The 15818-nt window shown below is 42.1% G+C and carries 18 protein-coding genes; all 18 read left to right on the top strand.

Annotation, left to right across the window (positions count from 1 at the left end):
• Positions 1-52 precede the first annotated feature (52 nt).
• The 18 genes from AC4D4A_RS06020 to nuoK all read left to right on the top strand — a co-directional run bounded on the left by AC4D4A_RS06020 (position 53) and on the right by nuoK (position 15784).
• The gene (locus tag AC4D4A_RS06020) at positions 53-2242 is read left to right on the top strand and encodes a S8 family serine peptidase (RefSeq protein WP_490995044.1); all 2190 of its coding nucleotides are present in this window, start codon (positions 53-55) and stop codon (positions 2240-2242) included.
• Positions 2243-2658: 416 nt separating this feature from the next.
• The gene (locus AC4D4A_RS06015) at positions 2659-3039 is read left to right on the top strand and encodes an ATP synthase subunit I (protein ID WP_066109306.1); all 381 of its coding nucleotides are present in this window, start codon (positions 2659-2661) and stop codon (positions 3037-3039) included.
• 7 nt (positions 3040-3046) lie between these two features.
• A complete protein-coding gene (atpB, locus tag AC4D4A_RS06010) occupies positions 3047-3757 on the top strand; it encodes a F0F1 ATP synthase subunit A (protein ID WP_490995043.1) in 711 nt (236 codons plus the stop codon).
• A gap of 57 nt (positions 3758-3814) precedes the next feature.
• Complete coding sequence (atpE, locus tag AC4D4A_RS06005) at positions 3815-4021, top strand: F0F1 ATP synthase subunit C (protein WP_066109752.1); 207 nt, start codon at positions 3815-3817, stop codon at positions 4019-4021.
• Positions 4022-4164: 143 nt separating this feature from the next.
• Complete coding sequence (atpF, locus tag AC4D4A_RS06000) at positions 4165-4689, top strand: F0F1 ATP synthase subunit B (protein ID WP_490995042.1); 525 nt, start codon at positions 4165-4167, stop codon at positions 4687-4689.
• Positions 4686-5222 carry a F0F1 ATP synthase subunit delta gene (locus tag AC4D4A_RS05995; protein ID WP_066109301.1) on the top strand — a complete coding sequence of 179 codons (537 nt, stop codon included), beginning with the start codon at positions 4686-4688 and terminating at the stop codon, positions 5220-5222. Before atpF ends, AC4D4A_RS05995 begins: the two co-directional genes overlap by 4 nt.
• A 24-nt stretch (positions 5223-5246) precedes the next feature.
• A complete protein-coding gene (gene atpA, locus AC4D4A_RS05990; protein WP_490995041.1) occupies positions 5247-6755 on the top strand; it encodes a F0F1 ATP synthase subunit alpha in 1509 nt (502 codons plus the stop codon).
• A 35-nt stretch (positions 6756-6790) separates the two neighbouring features.
• Positions 6791-7648 carry an ATP synthase F1 subunit gamma gene (gene atpG / locus AC4D4A_RS05985; RefSeq protein WP_490995040.1) on the top strand — a complete coding sequence of 286 codons (858 nt, stop codon included), beginning with the start codon at positions 6791-6793 and terminating at the stop codon, positions 7646-7648.
• A 60-nt stretch (positions 7649-7708) separates the two neighbouring features.
• A complete protein-coding gene (gene atpD, locus AC4D4A_RS05980; RefSeq protein WP_066109291.1) occupies positions 7709-9130 on the top strand; it encodes a F0F1 ATP synthase subunit beta in 1422 nt (473 codons plus the stop codon).
• A 28-nt stretch (positions 9131-9158) separates the two neighbouring features.
• On the top strand, positions 9159-9566 hold the full coding sequence (locus AC4D4A_RS05975; protein WP_066109289.1) for a F0F1 ATP synthase subunit epsilon: 408 nt from the start codon (positions 9159-9161) through the stop codon (positions 9564-9566).
• A gap of 545 nt (positions 9567-10111) precedes the next feature.
• The gene (locus tag AC4D4A_RS05970; protein ID WP_175354321.1) at positions 10112-10486 is read left to right on the top strand and encodes an NADH-quinone oxidoreductase subunit A; all 375 of its coding nucleotides are present in this window, start codon (positions 10112-10114) and stop codon (positions 10484-10486) included.
• Positions 10477-10989, top strand: a complete 513-nt coding sequence (locus tag AC4D4A_RS05965; RefSeq protein WP_066109280.1) for a NuoB/complex I 20 kDa subunit family protein — start codon at positions 10477-10479, stop codon at positions 10987-10989. Before AC4D4A_RS05970 ends, AC4D4A_RS05965 begins: the two co-directional genes overlap by 10 nt.
• Positions 10990-12363, top strand: coding sequence for an NADH-quinone oxidoreductase subunit C (locus AC4D4A_RS05960; RefSeq protein ID WP_490995039.1), 1374 nt, complete (start codon positions 10990-10992; stop codon positions 12361-12363).
• Positions 12364-12369: 6 nt separating this feature from the next.
• Positions 12370-13470 (top strand): NADH-quinone oxidoreductase subunit D, encoded by a 1101-nt coding sequence (locus AC4D4A_RS05955; protein ID WP_490995038.1) that lies wholly within the window; start codon positions 12370-12372, stop codon positions 13468-13470.
• Positions 13470-14471 (top strand): NADH-quinone oxidoreductase subunit NuoH, encoded by a 1002-nt coding sequence (gene nuoH, locus AC4D4A_RS05950; protein WP_490995037.1) that lies wholly within the window; start codon positions 13470-13472, stop codon positions 14469-14471. The genes AC4D4A_RS05955 and nuoH overlap by 1 nt, the downstream gene beginning before the upstream one ends.
• A gap of 31 nt (positions 14472-14502) precedes the next feature.
• Positions 14503-14919 carry an NADH-quinone oxidoreductase subunit NuoI gene (gene nuoI, locus AC4D4A_RS05945; RefSeq protein ID WP_490995036.1) on the top strand — a complete coding sequence of 139 codons (417 nt, stop codon included), beginning with the start codon at positions 14503-14505 and terminating at the stop codon, positions 14917-14919.
• On the top strand, positions 14919-15473 hold the full coding sequence (locus AC4D4A_RS05940; RefSeq protein WP_490995035.1) for an NADH-quinone oxidoreductase subunit J: 555 nt from the start codon (positions 14919-14921) through the stop codon (positions 15471-15473). Before nuoI ends, AC4D4A_RS05940 begins: the two co-directional genes overlap by 1 nt.
• Positions 15470-15784: an NADH-quinone oxidoreductase subunit NuoK gene (gene nuoK, locus AC4D4A_RS05935; protein ID WP_066103278.1), complete on the top strand. Its 315-nt coding sequence runs from the start codon at positions 15470-15472 to the stop codon at positions 15782-15784. Before AC4D4A_RS05940 ends, nuoK begins: the two co-directional genes overlap by 4 nt.
• Positions 15785-15818: the final 34 nt, after the last annotated feature.

Raw genomic sequence — 15818 nt, 5'->3', positions numbered from 1 at the left:
ATGCATAAGAGACTGCTGTTAATCCATTCTAAACACAAGGATGTGATAATCATTGAAGCAAATTTTAATTGGAGCTTTCATACTTATTCAATTAATAGGATATGCTCCACATAGTTCTGCTGAGGATACAGAGGTGGTGATGATTGAAACAAGAAAAGATAAATCAGCTCATCAAGTTGCGGGGGAGCTGATAGAAAAGTATCCAGCAATCAAACCGCGCTATTATTTCAATTTAGTGTGCAACGGCTTTTCGGCTCTCGTACCTTCTATATTAATACCAAGATTAAAAAAGGAAGAATCGGTTTCAGATATTTTCCTATCGGGTCCAATAAAAACTACTATTAAAAAGAATTCCCTTCCAAAGGGTCAGCCTCATTATCAATTTAACCAGCCAATTCAGGCTACGGGCAAAGGTGTAAAGGTCGGAGTGATAGATACGGGAATCGATTATAGGCATCCCGATCTTAAAGCAAACTATAAAGGCGGCTATGATTTAGTGGATCAAGATAAGGACCCAATGGAAACCATGGGGAACTCCAAAAAAGCAACCATTCATGGGACGCATGTGGCTGGAATAATTGCGGCTAATGGAAAAATGAAAGGGATAGCTCCTGAAGCAAGCATTTATGCATACAGAGCACTGGGGCCGGGAGGATACGGAACAACTGATCAAGTCATTGCGTCAATCGAAAGAGCGGTAAAGGACAAGATGGATATTATCAATCTGTCCTTAGGAGATACGATGAATGGTCCGGATCTTCCTACAAGTAAAGCGCTCGATAAGGTAGTTAAAAAGGGAATCGTGGCCGTTGTAGCAAATGGAAATGATGGGCCGGGTATTTGGACGGTAGGTTCGCCCGGGACATCAGGGGGAGCGATTAGTGTAGGGGCGAGTTCAGATGCAGGTAAATCGAAGAGGTTGAATTTTACGAAACCATGGGCGGACATTGATTTCCAATTAACAGTAGGCTCCCCCGAATGGGATTTTTCACATTCTATGATCATGACTTATGCAGGCCTTGGTAAAAAGGAGAATTACGAAAACATCAGCGCAAAAAATAAAATTGTGTTAGTGGAGCGGGGAGTAATATCATTTAAAGATAAAGTAAAAAATGCAGTGAATGCCGAAGCTCTGGGTGTAATCATTTTTAATAACGAACCTGGTGAATTAAGTGCTTCTCTCGAAATGAATTCAAAAATTCCCGTAATCACCGTTTCGCAAAAAGATGGGCGAAAAATGAAACGGGCTCTGGAAAATGGACAACTTTCATGTAGGACAATTGATATAGAAGAAAAAGAAAAATTAGCCTCCTTTAGTTCAAGAGGTCCGGTTATTCATAGCATAGCGATCAAACCGGATGTTGTTGCACCGGGGGTGAGAATTGAAAGTACGATACCAGGCGGAACGTATCTTTCTTTACAAGGAACGAGTATGGCTGCTCCTTATGTGGCGGGTGTGTGTGCATTGATTAAAGAGGTTCATCCTGATTGGAGCCCAGAAAAAATCAAATCGGCTTTAATGACCAGTGCTATATCATTGAAAAATGATAAGGATGAAACGTATCATACTTTTGAACAGGGAGCTGGCCGGGTAAACGTGAAGGATACACTGCAAGAGGATACATTTTTAGCTCCTTCATCTGTAACTTTTGGCATGGCAAGCAATGGACGAATGTATAATGCGAATATAGTAGTGGAAAATAGAAGTAGTAGAAAAAAGCGATATTATTTTTCTATTCCACGTAAGGAAAGATTTATCACGTGGAAACTGCCGTTAGCTTTTGTACTTGAAGGAGGCCAAAAGAAGAAACTGGAAGTTCAGCTGGAATTGGATAATTGGAAAGAGAAAAGTGAACTGGAAGATGGATATCTATACCTCAATGAAGCGGGAAGAAACAAGGTGCGCAGGATCCCTTACATTTTTGCAATGACGAAACCGGATTACCCAATTGCCGAAGGGGTAGAGGTTGTTCAAGAGAAAGGCGATCGCAAGATGGAAATAAGTGTTTATTTACCGTTTGGGGCTGATTCTGTAAGATTTACCTTGTATAATGCAGATTCACTTCTTTACATAAAAGATCTAGTAGAAGTGAAAGGTGTTAAAAGAGGGGTACTTAAACAAAAAGTCGACTTACCGGAAAATATCCTCTCAAATTATTACGAAATTGTGACAGAAGTTGAAAAAGGCCATCAAAAAGTAGTGCTTAAGAATACAAATTACTTGAAATTTCAGTTAGAATGAAATTTATACACTTATTTTTAACATAATTGATAATTTATTCTAGTATAGGTAACGGATTTCTCACCTATCTGAATTGACAATCATTTTTGCCTATTGTATTCTTACATAGGGTATAAATGGTAGGGTTTTCAAATTGACAGACAATTTTCCATTTATATTGTCAATTGTGTTGATTATATACCTCTAATATACATATCTGAGTTGGTACGATACAAAATAATAATCGCAGTGTTTTTCGTGCAACGATTTACTGTCTGCTGGTTTATTAAAATTGATTGGCCCAATACTTATCGGATCTTTGTTGGTAGGTGTCTATAATCGCTTACAGTTGGAACCCCATATTGTCTCCTGATCGGATTGGTGAAAGGTGTATATGCTATCCGTTCAAATAACTACTAATGGAGAAACCTATTCAAATGCTAGAAGTCCACATTGTTTTCAGACGCTATCTGAGGTACACGTTCACCTTATTATCCATTTATGTTATCCTATGGGGAGTAACCCCTTATAAAACAGAAGCCTTGGGAATGACACTTGGCAGTATAATCGGTATTTATAATATTTGGCTTTTATCAAGAAAAACTGCTCAATTAGGTGAGAAAGTGCTTGAGGGAAGCAGCATGAAATCACTTGGGACAATCTCAAGAATGGCAGCTGCAGTTTTAGCTGTCGCCATTGCTATGCGATATCCTGATCAATTTAATGTTTTTTTTGTCGTATTGGGATTAATGACGGGTTACCTTGTCATTATGATAGATTTAACAATCCATAACATAAGGCGGGGGGAAAAGAGGTGAATTTAGATTGAATCATGGAGCACCTACAGTCGAATTAATGGGCCTTACTTTTAATCTTGGTAACGTTCTGATGATTACGGTCGCAAGTGTGATTGTATTTTTAATCGCCGTACTGTCGACAAGAAAATTGGCAGTTAAGCCAACTGGTATGCAGAACTTTATGGAGTGGGTCATTGACTTCGTCAGAAACATAATTAACAGCAATATGGACTGGAACACTGGCGGGCGCTTTTTAGTTCTTGGAACGACGCTTATCATGTACATATTTGTCTCAAATATGCTTGGTCTTCCATTCTCAGTTACATATAATGGAGATCTATGGTGGAAGTCGCCAACAGCCGATCCAGTAGTCGCTTTAACCCTTGCAGTAATGATCGTAGTTCTTACAAACTTCTATGGTATCAAAATGCGAGGTTTTAAAGGGTACAGCAAAAACTTTGTATCACCGATGCCGTTCTTATTTCCGCTTAAGATTATTGAGGAGTTCGCAAATACCCTCACACTGGGCTTGCGTCTATTCGGTAATATTTATGCGGGTGAAATCTTACTCAGCCTACTGGCGGGATCTCTTGCAACAGATTTCTGGAGCAGTGCCCTTGCTATTGGTCCAACCATTGTATGGCAAGGTTTCAGTATATTTATCGGAGCAATCCAGGCATTTATCTTTACGATGTTAACAATGGTTTACATGGCCCATAAAGTCAGCGAAGACCATTAATAATATAAAAAATTTAACAATAGTTATACAAATTAAAGGAGGAACTTCATAATGGATTTGGGAGTTATAGCAGCAGCAATCGCAATCGGTTTAGCAGCTCTTGGAGCAGGTATTGGTAATGGTTTGATCGTATCTCGTACAGTAGAGGGAATTGCACGTCAACCAGAAGCACGTGGTATGCTTCAAACTACAATGTTCATCGGGGTAGCTTTAGTTGAGGCGATTCCTATCATCGCGGTTGTTATCGCGTTCATGGTAATGTAATTGACAATACTGATGGCGGAGAATCGAGTGATTATCTTCGCCATTCCTTTATGTTTACTAAAATCTGACCGTGAGTTCACGGTTTAAACGTATATGCACTAAAAAGGTAAGCCGTAAAGACTTCTGAAGGGAGTGAAATAGGGGTGTTATTTAATAATTTGGTACTTGGAGCTGCAGCACATAGCGGACTTAATACAGGAGATATCATCTTCCAATTAGTCGCTTTCATCATCTTGATGCTTTTACTGAAAAAATTCGCATTCGGTCCTCTTATGGGCATTATGAAAGAACGTGAACAACACGTTGCGAGTGAAATTGAAGTAGCAGAAAAGAATCGTGCAGAAGCAGCCGCTTTGTTAGAAGAACAACGTACTATGCTGAAAGAAGCGCGCCAGGAATCTTTATCTCTTATTGAAGAGGCTAAGAAACATGGTGAAAAACAACGTGAAGAAATCATCGTTGTTGCCCGTCAAGAAGCTGAACGTGTGAAAGAATCAGCGAAACGTGAAATTGAACAGCAAAAAGAACAAGCTATGGTTCAACTTCGTGAGCAAGTTGCATCCTTGTCTGTTCTAATTGCGTCTAAAGTGATTGAAAAAGAACTTAGTGAAGCTGATCAACAAAAATTGATTAACGATTACATTCAAGAGGCAGGAGAAGAGCGATGAGTAATACAGTTGTAGCAAAACGCTATGCAGATGCTCTTTTCCAAATTGCCAAGGAAGATAATCAAATAGACCGTTTGGAAGGCGAAATGCGGACTTTGAAGGAAGTATTTCTATCAAACAAGGAGCTTACTTTATTCCTTGAGCATCCAAAGGTATCTATGGAGAGCAAAAAAGACGCCATAAGAACGGCTTTTGCTACTATGTCTCCATCTATTCAAAACCTGTTAATGATTCTTGTAGACCGTCATCGCGAAGATATTGTGGCGACTTTGGCAGATGAGTTTATCCTATTAGTAAACGAATACACAGGTGTAGTCGATGCTAAAGTTTACTCTGTCCGTCCTTTAACGAAGCAGGAACAAGAAGGCATTTCAAAGGTTTTTGCCCAAAAAATTGGAAAACAGGCACTGCGCATTGAAAATATCGTAGACAGCAGTCTTCTGGGTGGAATCAAGCTGCGAATCGGTAACCGTATTTTTGATGGTACGGTCTCTGGTAAGCTCGAACGCTTGGAACGTCGTTTGCTGGGTTAATATTAGAAGTTAGGGGTGAAATTCATGAGCATCAGAGCTGAAGAAATCAGCGCGCTGATTAAGAAACAAATTGAAGGCTATCAATCTGATATAGAAATGAGTGAAGTCGGCACCGTAATCGTTGTTGGTGACGGTATCGCGCGTGTTCATGGATTGGACAACGTCATGTCCGGAGAGCTGCTTGAGTTCTCAAACGGTGTAGTTGGTATGGCGCAAAACTTGGAAGAAAATAACGTTGGTGTTATTATCCTCGGTCCTTTCCGCGACATTAAAGAAGGAGACGAAGTACGCCGTACAGGCCGCATCATGGAAGTACCAGTAGGTGAGGCTATTATCGGACGTGTCGTTAACCCTCTTGGACAACCACTTGATGGTATGGGTCCAATCGCTACAACTGGAACATTACCAATCGAAAACAATGCACCGGGTGTAATGGATCGTAAGTCTGTACACGAGCCTTTACAAACTGGTCTTAAAGCGATCGATGCCCTTGTTCCTATCGGACGCGGACAACGTGAATTAATCATCGGTGACCGTCAAACAGGTAAAACATCTGTTGCGATTGACACCATTTTGAACCAAAAAGATGAAAACATGATTTGTATCTATGTGGCAATTGGACAAAAAGAATCAACAGTTCGTGGAACAGTTGAAACTTTCCGTAAGCATGGTGCATTGGATTACACAATCGTTGTTTCAGCATCTGCATCTCAACCAGCTCCATTGCTATACTTGGCTCCATACAGTGGGGTAACAATGGGTGAATATTTCATGCGCCAAGGCAAGCATGTCCTTGTTGTATATGATGATTTATCTAAGCAAGCAGCAGCATATCGTGAGCTTTCCTTGTTGCTTCGTCGTCCTCCAGGCCGTGAAGCATTCCCAGGGGATGTATTCTACTTGCACTCCCGTCTATTGGAGCGTGCTGCTAAATTGAACGACACACTTGGTGCCGGTTCAATCACAGCATTACCGTTCGTTGAAACACAAGCTGGAGATATCTCCGCTTATATCCCAACAAACGTAATTTCCATCACTGATGGACAAATCTTCTTGCAATCTGATTTATTCTTCTCCGGCGTACGTCCTGCGATTAATGCGGGTCTATCCGTATCCCGTGTAGGTGGATCAGCGCAAATCAAAGCAATGAAAAAAGTTGCCGGTACTCTACGTTTGGACTTGGCATCATTCCGTGAGCTTGAAGCATTCTCCCAATTCGGATCTGACTTGGATAAAGCAACTCAAGCGAAATTGAATCGTGGTCAACGTACAGTTGAAGTATTAAAACAAGATCTTCACAAGCCATTGCGTGTAGAACAACAAGTATTAATTCTATACTGCTTGACTCGTGGATTCTTAGATGATATTCCATTGGCTGATATCAGACGTTTTGAAGCTGAAATCATTGAATGGACTGCACGTAACCACAATGAATTATTTGAACATATCCGCACAACTGGCGATCTGCCAAAAGAAGATGATTTGAAAGCAGCAATCGCTGAATTTAAAAAACAATTTGTTGTATCGGAATAACAGGATAGGCATTTAATAAAGGATGGTGAGAAGAAATGGCATCATTACGTGATATAGATGCGCGTATAAAATCAACGAAAAAGACGAGCCAAATCACAAAAGCCATGCAAATGGTTTCCGCCTCCAAATTGAATCGTGCCGAAGCAAACGCGAAAGCTTTTGTACCGTACATGGAGAAAATCCAAGAGGTCGTAGCGAGCATTGCGAATGGAAGCACGGATGCATCTCATCCGATGCTGGTCACTCGTCCTGTGAAAAGAACCGGATATCTGGTTATCACTTCCGATCGCGGATTAGCTGGACCATATAATAGTAGTGTCTTAAGAAAAGTTTATCAGACAATCAATGAACGCCATAAATCCCCGGATGAATACGGTATTATCGTTCTTGGGCGCGTGGGAAGTGAATTCTTCCGTATCCGTGGAATGAACGTTATCCAGGAAATGGTCGGATTGTCTGATCAGCCAAGCTTCGATGACATTAAAGAAATAACCGCCAGTACGGTAAAGTTATTCGCAGACGAAACTGTTGACGAAATCTATATGTACTACAACCACTTTATTAGTGCTATTTCCCAAGAAGTAACGGAAACTAAACTTTTACCTCTTGGAAGTGTAGAAAGCGATGCAGTAGCTACACTTTACGAATTCGAACCAAACCAGGAAGAGATTCTTGAAGTGTTACTTCCACAATACGCTGAGAGTTTAATATATGGCGCATTGTTGGATGGTAAGGCAAGCGAACACGCATCACGGATGACAGCGATGAAGAGTGCAACAGATAATGCTTCTGAGCTTATCGGCTCTCTAACATTGACTTACAACCGTGCACGCCAGGCTGCAATTACACAAGAAATTACCGAGATTGTCGGCGGAGCCGCTGCACTCGAATAGATAAAATGGAAATATAGATTCGAACATTCACACGGCATAGAGTAAATAGGAGGGAATGGAATGAACATAGGACGCGTTACTCAAGTCATGGGTCCGGTTGTCGACGTTAGATTTGAAAACGGCAAACTACCTGAGATCTATAACGCTCTGAAGATCAACATTTCCAAAGGAGCGCCTGCTGATGAGGCAGAATACCTTACTTTGGAAGTTGCTCTTCACTTAGGCGATGATACGGTTCGTACGATTGCAATGGCTTCTACAGACGGATTAGTCCGTAATGCAGAAGTAATCGATACAGGAGCACCAATTTCTGTACCGGTTGGAGACATAACACTTGGTCGTGTATTCAACGTGTTAGGTGAAAAAATTGATTTAGATGCTCCTTTAGAAGGCAACTATCAAAAAGATCCAATCCACAGAGAAGCTCCAAAATTTGAAGAGTTATCTACTGAAGTTGAGATCCTTGAAACAGGTATCAAAGTAGTAGACTTACTTGCACCTTACATCAAAGGTGGAAAAATCGGATTGTTCGGTGGTGCCGGTGTAGGTAAAACTGTATTAATCCAAGAATTAATCAACAATATCGCCCAAGAACACGGTGGTATCTCCGTATTCGCAGGTGTTGGAGAACGTACTCGTGAAGGAAATGACCTTTACCACGAAATGACTGACTCCGGTGTTATCAAGAAAACAGCCATGGTCTTCGGACAAATGAATGAACCGCCTGGTGCACGTATGCGTGTTGCCTTGACAGGTTTGACAATGGCTGAGTATTTCCGTGATGCACAAGGTCAGGACGTACTTTTCTTCATCGATAACATCTTCCGTTTCACACAAGCCGGTTCAGAGGTTTCTGCCCTGCTTGGACGTATGCCATCTGCCGTTGGTTACCAACCAACATTGGCTACAGAAATGGGTCAATTACAAGAACGTATTACATCCACTAACGTGGGATCTGTTACATCTATTCAAGCAATTTACGTACCAGCCGATGACTACACGGATCCGGCTCCGGCTACAACATTTGCCCACTTAGATGCAACAACAAACCTTGAGCGTAAACTTTCTGAAATGGGTATTTACCCAGCGGTGGATCCGTTGGCATCTACTTCCCGTGCGCTATCTCCTGAAATCGTAGGAGAAGAACACTATGAAGTTGCCCGTAGCGTTCAATCTACATTACAACGTTACAGAGAGTTGCAAGATATTATCGCCATTCTAGGTATGGATGAATTGGGAGAAGAAGATAAATTAGTTGTTGCCCGTGCACGACGTATTCAAAACTTCTTATCTCAAAACTTCCACGTAGCTGAACAGTTTACTGGTCAAAAAGGTTCTTATGTACCAGTTAAAGAAACTGTTAGAGGCTTCAAAGAAATCCTTGATGGTAAATACGACAACCTTCCTGAAGATGCATTCCGCCTAGTTGGACGCATTGAAGATGTTGTAGAAAAAGCTAAGCAAATGGGCGTTGAGGCTTAACCGAAGGATCTTATAGGAGGGCACATATATGAGAACGATTAAAGTTTCTGTAGTTACTCCTGGCGGTCCTGTGTTGGATGAAGAAGTAGAAATGGTCAGTACGAAAGCAAAAACGGGGGAACTTGGTATTCTTGCCGGACATATTCCAATGGTAGCTCCACTTGATATCGGTTCCGTTCGTTTAAAAACGGGTAACAATACAGAATGGGTTGCTGTATCCGGTGGATTCATGGAAGTCAACGGTGAAGAAGTAACCATACTCGCACAGTCAGCTGAACGTGCTGAAGATATTGATACTGCTCGCGCCAAACAGGCTAAAGCACGTGCTGAAAGACGACTTCAAGACAGACAAGTTGAAATTGATGCACATCGTGCCGAATTGGCACTTAAGCGTGCTTTAAACCGTCTAGATATTGCTGAACAAAGACAACGTTAAACTGTTGAATAAACTCCAGGGGAGAGGGGCCCCTGGAGTTTTTTTGTACATAACTTGGCAAATGGGAAATATATATAGGGTATGAGGATGAAGGAATGGGACTAGAGGTATGAGGGTGGCTTTTTTCTTGGCTGGTGGGAGGTCGGTCATAGGTCGGTGAAAGATGGGTAATAGGTAGGCGAAAGGTGGGGGAAAGAAGCTATGAGGCAGCTATCAGGCACCTATGCCCCGCCTATACCGGGGTAAAGGCCGGTCAAAGGTAGGTGAAAGGTGGAGGAAAGGAGCTATGAGGCAGCTATCAGGCACCTATGCCCCACCTATACCGGGGTAAAGGTCGGTCATAGGTGTGTGAAAGGTCGTAGAAAGCTCTGCTATCAACTACCTATGCGACTCCTATCCCCCAACTATCGAATAAAAATTAAGATAAAAGTGGTATGACCAAAATCTCCATATCATATCGACACGTATATATCAGAGTGTTATAATGTATACGGTTACATATTGAATATTTAGAAAATTTTAGTGGGGAAAATGGGGGGATGAGATTGGCATCACTACATTGGTATCAGAACAATTATATAATCGTTCTGGTTTTTTTATGCCTTGGAATATTGCTTCCAATTGTAGCATTGTCTTTGGGGAAGTTATTAAGACCTCACAAACCTACCGATGCAAAAGGTACAACTTACGAAAGTGGCTTGGAGCCCTTTCATGATTCAAGGGTTCAATTTAATGTACGTTATTATATCTTTGCCTTGCTGTTTGTTTTATTTGATGTAGAGACCGTATTTCTTTATCCATGGGCGGTAGCCTATGAAAAATTAGGCGTATTTGCATTAATAGAAATGCTGATTTTTGTGTTGATGCTTGTACTTGGATTACTCTATGCCTGGAAAAAGAAGGTGCTGAAATGGAATTAAAATTAGAAGAGCTCTCTCCAAGGGAGAAGGATGAACTGCAACGTACGATATTTTTGGCCACTTTGGAACAGGTAAAAGGATGGGCGAGAGGAAACTCCTTATGGCCACTTACATTTGGACTGGCATGCTGTGCCATTGAAATGATGGCTGTTGGTTCCTCACATTATGATGTGGATCGATTTGGTTCCTTTTTTCGTACATCTCCACGTCAATCAGACGTCATGATTGTTTCAGGGACTGTTACAAAGAAAATGGCTCCTATTTTAAGAAGGCTGTATGATCAAATGCCTGAACCGAAATGGGTCATCGCGATGGGTTCCTGTGCTACCGCAGGAGGTCCATATGTACGCTCCTACAGTGTAGTGAAGGGAGTCGACCAAATAGTGCCGGTTGATGTCTATATACCAGGATGTCCTCCCAACCCTGCAGCCCTCATATATGGAATCAATAAATTGAAGGAAAAGATTAAATATGAGGCGAAAACTGGGAAGAAGGTGTTGTAGTTGAGCGAAAAAGACTTATCCCAGCAAAAGAAAGAGGCAGCAGCCAAGGCGAAGGAAGCAGCCAAACAAAAGCTTGCTGAAAAGCAATCCTCCGAGCAATCACCTAAAGCAGATCCCCATCAAGATAAAGATGATATCGCTCTCGCCAAAGCAAAAGCAGCAGCGGCAGCCAAGGCAAAGGCGGCTGCATTAGCGAAGCAAAAACGAACAGATGGAGAAGCAAACTCCGAATCAACCACATCGCCAGAGGAAACAGAAAAAGAAAAAGCGATCGCTCTCGCCAAAGCAAAGGCAGCTGCAATAGCGAAGAAAAAACGAACAGAGGGAGAAGCAAACTCTGAATCTACCAAACCACCAGAGGAAACAGAAAAGGAAAAAGCGATCGCCCTCGCGAAAGCAAAAGCAGCAGCAGCGGCCAAGGCAAAGGCGGCCGCAATAGCGAAGAAAAAACGGACAGAGGGAGAAGCAAACTCCGAATCAACCACATCGCCAGAGGAAACAGAAAAAGCAAAAGCAATCGCCCTCACGAAAGCAAAAGCGGCAGCCGCAGCCAAGGCAAAGGCAGCTGCAATAGCGAAGCAAAAACGAACAGAGGGAGAAGCAAACTCTGAATCCACCACATCGCCAGAGGAAACAGAAAAAGAAAAAGCGATCGCCCTTGCGAAAGCAAACGCAGCCGCTACAGCCAAGGCAAAGGCGGCCGCATTAGCGAAGCAAAAACGAACAGAGGGAGAAGCAACCTCTGAATCTACCACTCCACCAGAGGAAACAGAAAAAGAAAAAGCAAAGGCCAAAGCAATTGCAGTAGCAAAGGCCAAAGCTGCGGCAGCAGCCAAGGCGAAAGCAAAGCTTGCCGAAAAAACACCCGCACCTGCATCAGAAGAAGCTCCATCTCCAAATCAATCCCTGCTTGATACCTATCGAACGATACTAGAAACCAATATTGGTCCTGATATTTTGGAAGATGCCTATATTAATAGGCTTTCTAAGGATGTACCAACAATTGTTTTGAAAAGGGAAGCATACTATCGAACTCTCGAATTTTTACGGAAAAATGAGCAATTGAAGTTTAACTACTTATCTGAGATTCACGGAACAGACTTTGTCACCCATTTCGAGGTATATTTATATTTGTATTCATTTCCATATCAGCGTGAAATTGTCATAAAGGTTAAGGTCGATCGAGAGCAGCCAGAGCTGGAATCTGTCGTGCCGTTATGGATAGGTGCAAATTGGGCAGAGTCGGAAATATATGATTTGCTGGGCATAACGTTTACAGGCCATCCGAGCTTAGAGCGAATACTACTCGGGGAAGACTGGGTTGGTCATCCACTGCGTAAGGATTATGAGCAGTATGATGATGTGGAGGTGTAGGAGGGCATGATTCGAACGGAAGAAATGCTTTTGAATGTAGGGCCGCAGCATCCAAGTACACATGGAGTTTTGCGGATTGTCGTCAAAATTGATGGAGAAATCATTACTGAAGCGAAACCGGTTATTGGCTATTTACATAGAGGAACGGAAAAGCTGGCGGAGAACCTGCAATACACTCAAATTATCCCCTACACCGACCGGCTTGATTATTTATCTGCCATGACCAATAACTACGTGCTCTGCCATGCAGTCGAAACAATGATGAAGATTGAAGTGCCGGATAGGGCTGAGTATTTAAGGGTCATGGCCATGGAACTGGGGCGGATATCGAGCCATCTTGTGGCATGGGGGACATTCGTGCTGGATTTGGGAGCGACCAGTCCGTTTATCTACGCATTCAGGGAAAGGGAAATGATTCTTAATTTCCTAAATGAGCTATCTGGTGCCCGGCTGACATTTAATTATATGCGTGTTGGTGGTGTGAAGTGGGATGCACCGGATGGATGGATTCAAAAGGTTGCTGAATTTATTCCATATATGCGCGAACAGCTTCAGGGCTACCGACAACTGGTAAGCGGAAATGAGATCTTTTTGACAAGGGTAAAGGGCATAGGAATTTACTCGGCGGAAGATGCGATTGCTTATTCATTGAGCGGTCCAAACTTAAGGTGTACAGGTGTGAAACAGGATTTACGAAAAACGGCCCCTTATTCGATTTATGACCGTTTTGATTTTAAAATAGTTACACGTGAAACAGGGGATGTGTTATCCAGATATGAAATTCGTCTGGATGAAATTGAAGAATCCTTAAAAATTCTTGAGCAATGTATCGAACAATTTCCGTCTGATGGGCCTGTTATGGCTAAGGTTCCAAAAATCATAAAGCCGCCAAAAGGGGATGCGTACATCCGAATTGAATCACCAAGAGGGGAAATCGGTTGTTACATAGCGAGCGAGGGAAAAAAAGAACCGTATCGTCTTAAATTCAGACGTCCGTCTTTTTACAATCTGCAAATTTTGCCGAAGCTATTAAAGGGAGAAAATATCTCCAATCTGGTTGCAATATTGGGTGCAATTGATATTGTCCTTGGGGAGGTTGATGGGTAATGATACAAAATTTACTTACGTCAACTCCGAGCTGGAGTTCATTTGCAATTTTTGCTGGTTCGGCAATTGTACTCATGTTCGTCATACTGGGATTTGTGACATTTGCTATTTTGGCAGAGCGAAAGGTTATGGGGTATATGCAGCTGCGCCATGGGCCCAATCAGCTTGGGGGGAAATGGGGCTTACTCCAGACAGTAGCAGATGTCCTCAAATTGCTGCTTAAGGAAGATACGATTCCGGATCAGGCCGATAAACCGTTGTTTAAATTGGCCCCCTTTATTGCGTTTGCACCCGCAATGGTTGTGATAGCAACATTGCCATTTACAGAAGCTCTGCAATTTGCGGATTTGGGTGTAGGGTTGCTCTATTATATTGCAGTATCCGGGGTTAGTACAGTTGGGATATTGGCAGCCGGATGGGCTTCCAATAATAAATATTCCTTAATGGGTGGGATGCGTGCGGGTGCGCAAATGATCTCCTATGAGGTTCCCCTCGTCATGTCTGTGATAGGGATTGTTCTCTTAACAGGCAGCTTAAATTTAAATGATATCGTAGAATCTCAGGCAAGTGTTTGGAATATTATCCGCCAGCCCATTGCGTTTGTAGTCTTTCTGATAGCGGCAGTAGCGGAATTAAATCGCGTTCCTTTTGATTTATCCGAGGCTGAATCGGAGCTGGTAGCAGGATTTCATGTTGAATATTCGGGGTTTAGATGGGCATTCTTTATGCTATCAGAATATGTGTACATGTTTGCGATGGCGACACTGACGGTAATCCTCTTTTTTGGAGGGTGGCAGCCTCTCCCGTTCCTTGATTGGATTCCAGGTGCTGTTTGGTTCAGCTTGAAATGGTTTGCAGTCACGTTTTTCCTTGTTTGGATTCGTGTGACGTTTCCACGGTTACGAGCAGATCATTTAATGGAGTTTGGCTGGAAGGTATTATTGCCGGTTGCCTTACTAAATATCTTTGTAACAGCATTACTCATAAAAATAATAGCCTAAGATAGAGAGAGTAATAGAGGGAGGGAGAAAAATGTTCGGTTTAGCTAAGGGACTGAAGTACACGCTGAAGAATTTATCTCGTGAAAAAGTGACCTACGATTATCCAAATGAGTCGATTATGGTACCAGATCGTTTCCGCGGCATTCAAAAATTTTATCCCGAAAAATGCATTGTATGTAATCAATGCATGAATATTTGTCCAACAGATTGTATTCATCTGACAGGTAAAAAACACCCTGACTCTACTAAAAAAGGAAAAATTATCGATACCTATGATATTAATTTTGAGATTTGTATATTATGTGATTTATGCACAGAGGTTTGTCCGACAGAGGCCATTGTGATGACGAATAATTTTGAACTGGCGGAGTATAGCCGGGATGAATTATTTAAGAATTTAGAGTGGCTTGATGAAAATGACGAAAACATTCGAAAGGAAAATCAATAATGAGTGGAGAAATGGCAGCATTCATTGTTCTGGGATTAATAGCAATCTGCGGCGCTGTGCTGATGATCCATCTAACCAAGGTCATGCATATGATGGTTTCACTTGTGTTTACCTTTATCAGCATTGCCGGAATCTATGTGTTACTGTCAGCAGAGTTTGTGGCGGTAGTCCAAATCATGATTTATTCTGGAGCAATCACAATCATTATGCTTTTTGGAATTATGCTGACCAATCACCGCGACCCAAGTGTAACGAAGGCAGGCATTTGGAGGAAAGCCTTTGTCCTAATAGGAATTCTGGGCTTTGCAGGTGCAGTCTATGCAGGCATCTACAATTTAAACTTTGCAGAAACTGTCAATACAGCAGGCGGCGAGACCGATCTGGTCAGTCAATCGAGCACCTTACATTTAAATAATACAGAGAAAATCGGGATTGCTATTTATACGAAATTTGTAATTCCATTTGAGCTTGTATCCGTATTGCTGCTGGTTGCCTTGGTAGGTGCCGTAGTATTGGCGAAAAAAGATGATCAGAGGGAGGGGGAGGAGAAATGACTTCAGTTCCGCTTCCTGCTTATTTAACACTGGCGTTGACGTTATTTTGTATTGGGCTTTATGGTGCTCTGACAAAGCGAAATATCATTATTGTCCTCGTATCGATTGAATTAATGCTTAATGCGGTGAATATCAATCTAGTTGCTTTCAGTAAGCTTGGACCGGCCCCTGCCATAACCGGTCAGGTATTTGCTTTGTTTGCGATTGCAGTGGCAGCTGCCGAGGCTGCAGTAGGACTGGCGATTTTATTTTCACTTTATCGGAATCGCAAGACTGTCAATATAGATGAAATGGATACATTGAAAAATTAACGTCAATGGATAACACGAATTGAAGAGGGAACTG

Source organism: Pradoshia sp. Z5_111 (assembly GCF_058267535.1).
The sequence above is the reverse complement of the archived record's forward strand: the minus strand, read 5'-3'. Positions and strand labels throughout refer to the sequence as shown.

Coding starts and splice junctions, on each gene's coding strand:
- AC4D4A_RS05995 (WP_066109301.1), top strand. CDS start 4,686: ATGAGTAATACAGTTGTAGCAAAACGCTATGCAGATGCTCTTTTCCAA.
- AC4D4A_RS05975 (WP_066109289.1), top strand. CDS start 9,159: ATGAGAACGATTAAAGTTTCTGTAGTTACTCCTGGCGGTCCTGTGTTG.
- AC4D4A_RS06015 (WP_066109306.1), top strand. CDS start 2,659: ATGCTAGAAGTCCACATTGTTTTCAGACGCTATCTGAGGTACACGTTC.
- AC4D4A_RS05955 (WP_490995038.1), top strand. CDS start 12,370: ATGATTCGAACGGAAGAAATGCTTTTGAATGTAGGGCCGCAGCATCCA.
- atpD (WP_066109291.1), top strand. CDS start 7,709: ATGAACATAGGACGCGTTACTCAAGTCATGGGTCCGGTTGTCGACGTT.
- AC4D4A_RS05940 (WP_490995035.1), top strand. CDS start 14,919: ATGAGTGGAGAAATGGCAGCATTCATTGTTCTGGGATTAATAGCAATC.
- atpG (WP_490995040.1), top strand. CDS start 6,791: ATGGCATCATTACGTGATATAGATGCGCGTATAAAATCAACGAAAAAG.
- atpA (WP_490995041.1), top strand. CDS start 5,247: ATGAGCATCAGAGCTGAAGAAATCAGCGCGCTGATTAAGAAACAAATT.
- nuoH (WP_490995037.1), top strand. CDS start 13,470: ATGATACAAAATTTACTTACGTCAACTCCGAGCTGGAGTTCATTTGCA.
- nuoI (WP_490995036.1), top strand. CDS start 14,503: ATGTTCGGTTTAGCTAAGGGACTGAAGTACACGCTGAAGAATTTATCT.
- nuoK (WP_066103278.1), top strand. CDS start 15,470: ATGACTTCAGTTCCGCTTCCTGCTTATTTAACACTGGCGTTGACGTTA.
- AC4D4A_RS05965 (WP_066109280.1), top strand. CDS start 10,477: ATGGAATTAAAATTAGAAGAGCTCTCTCCAAGGGAGAAGGATGAACTG.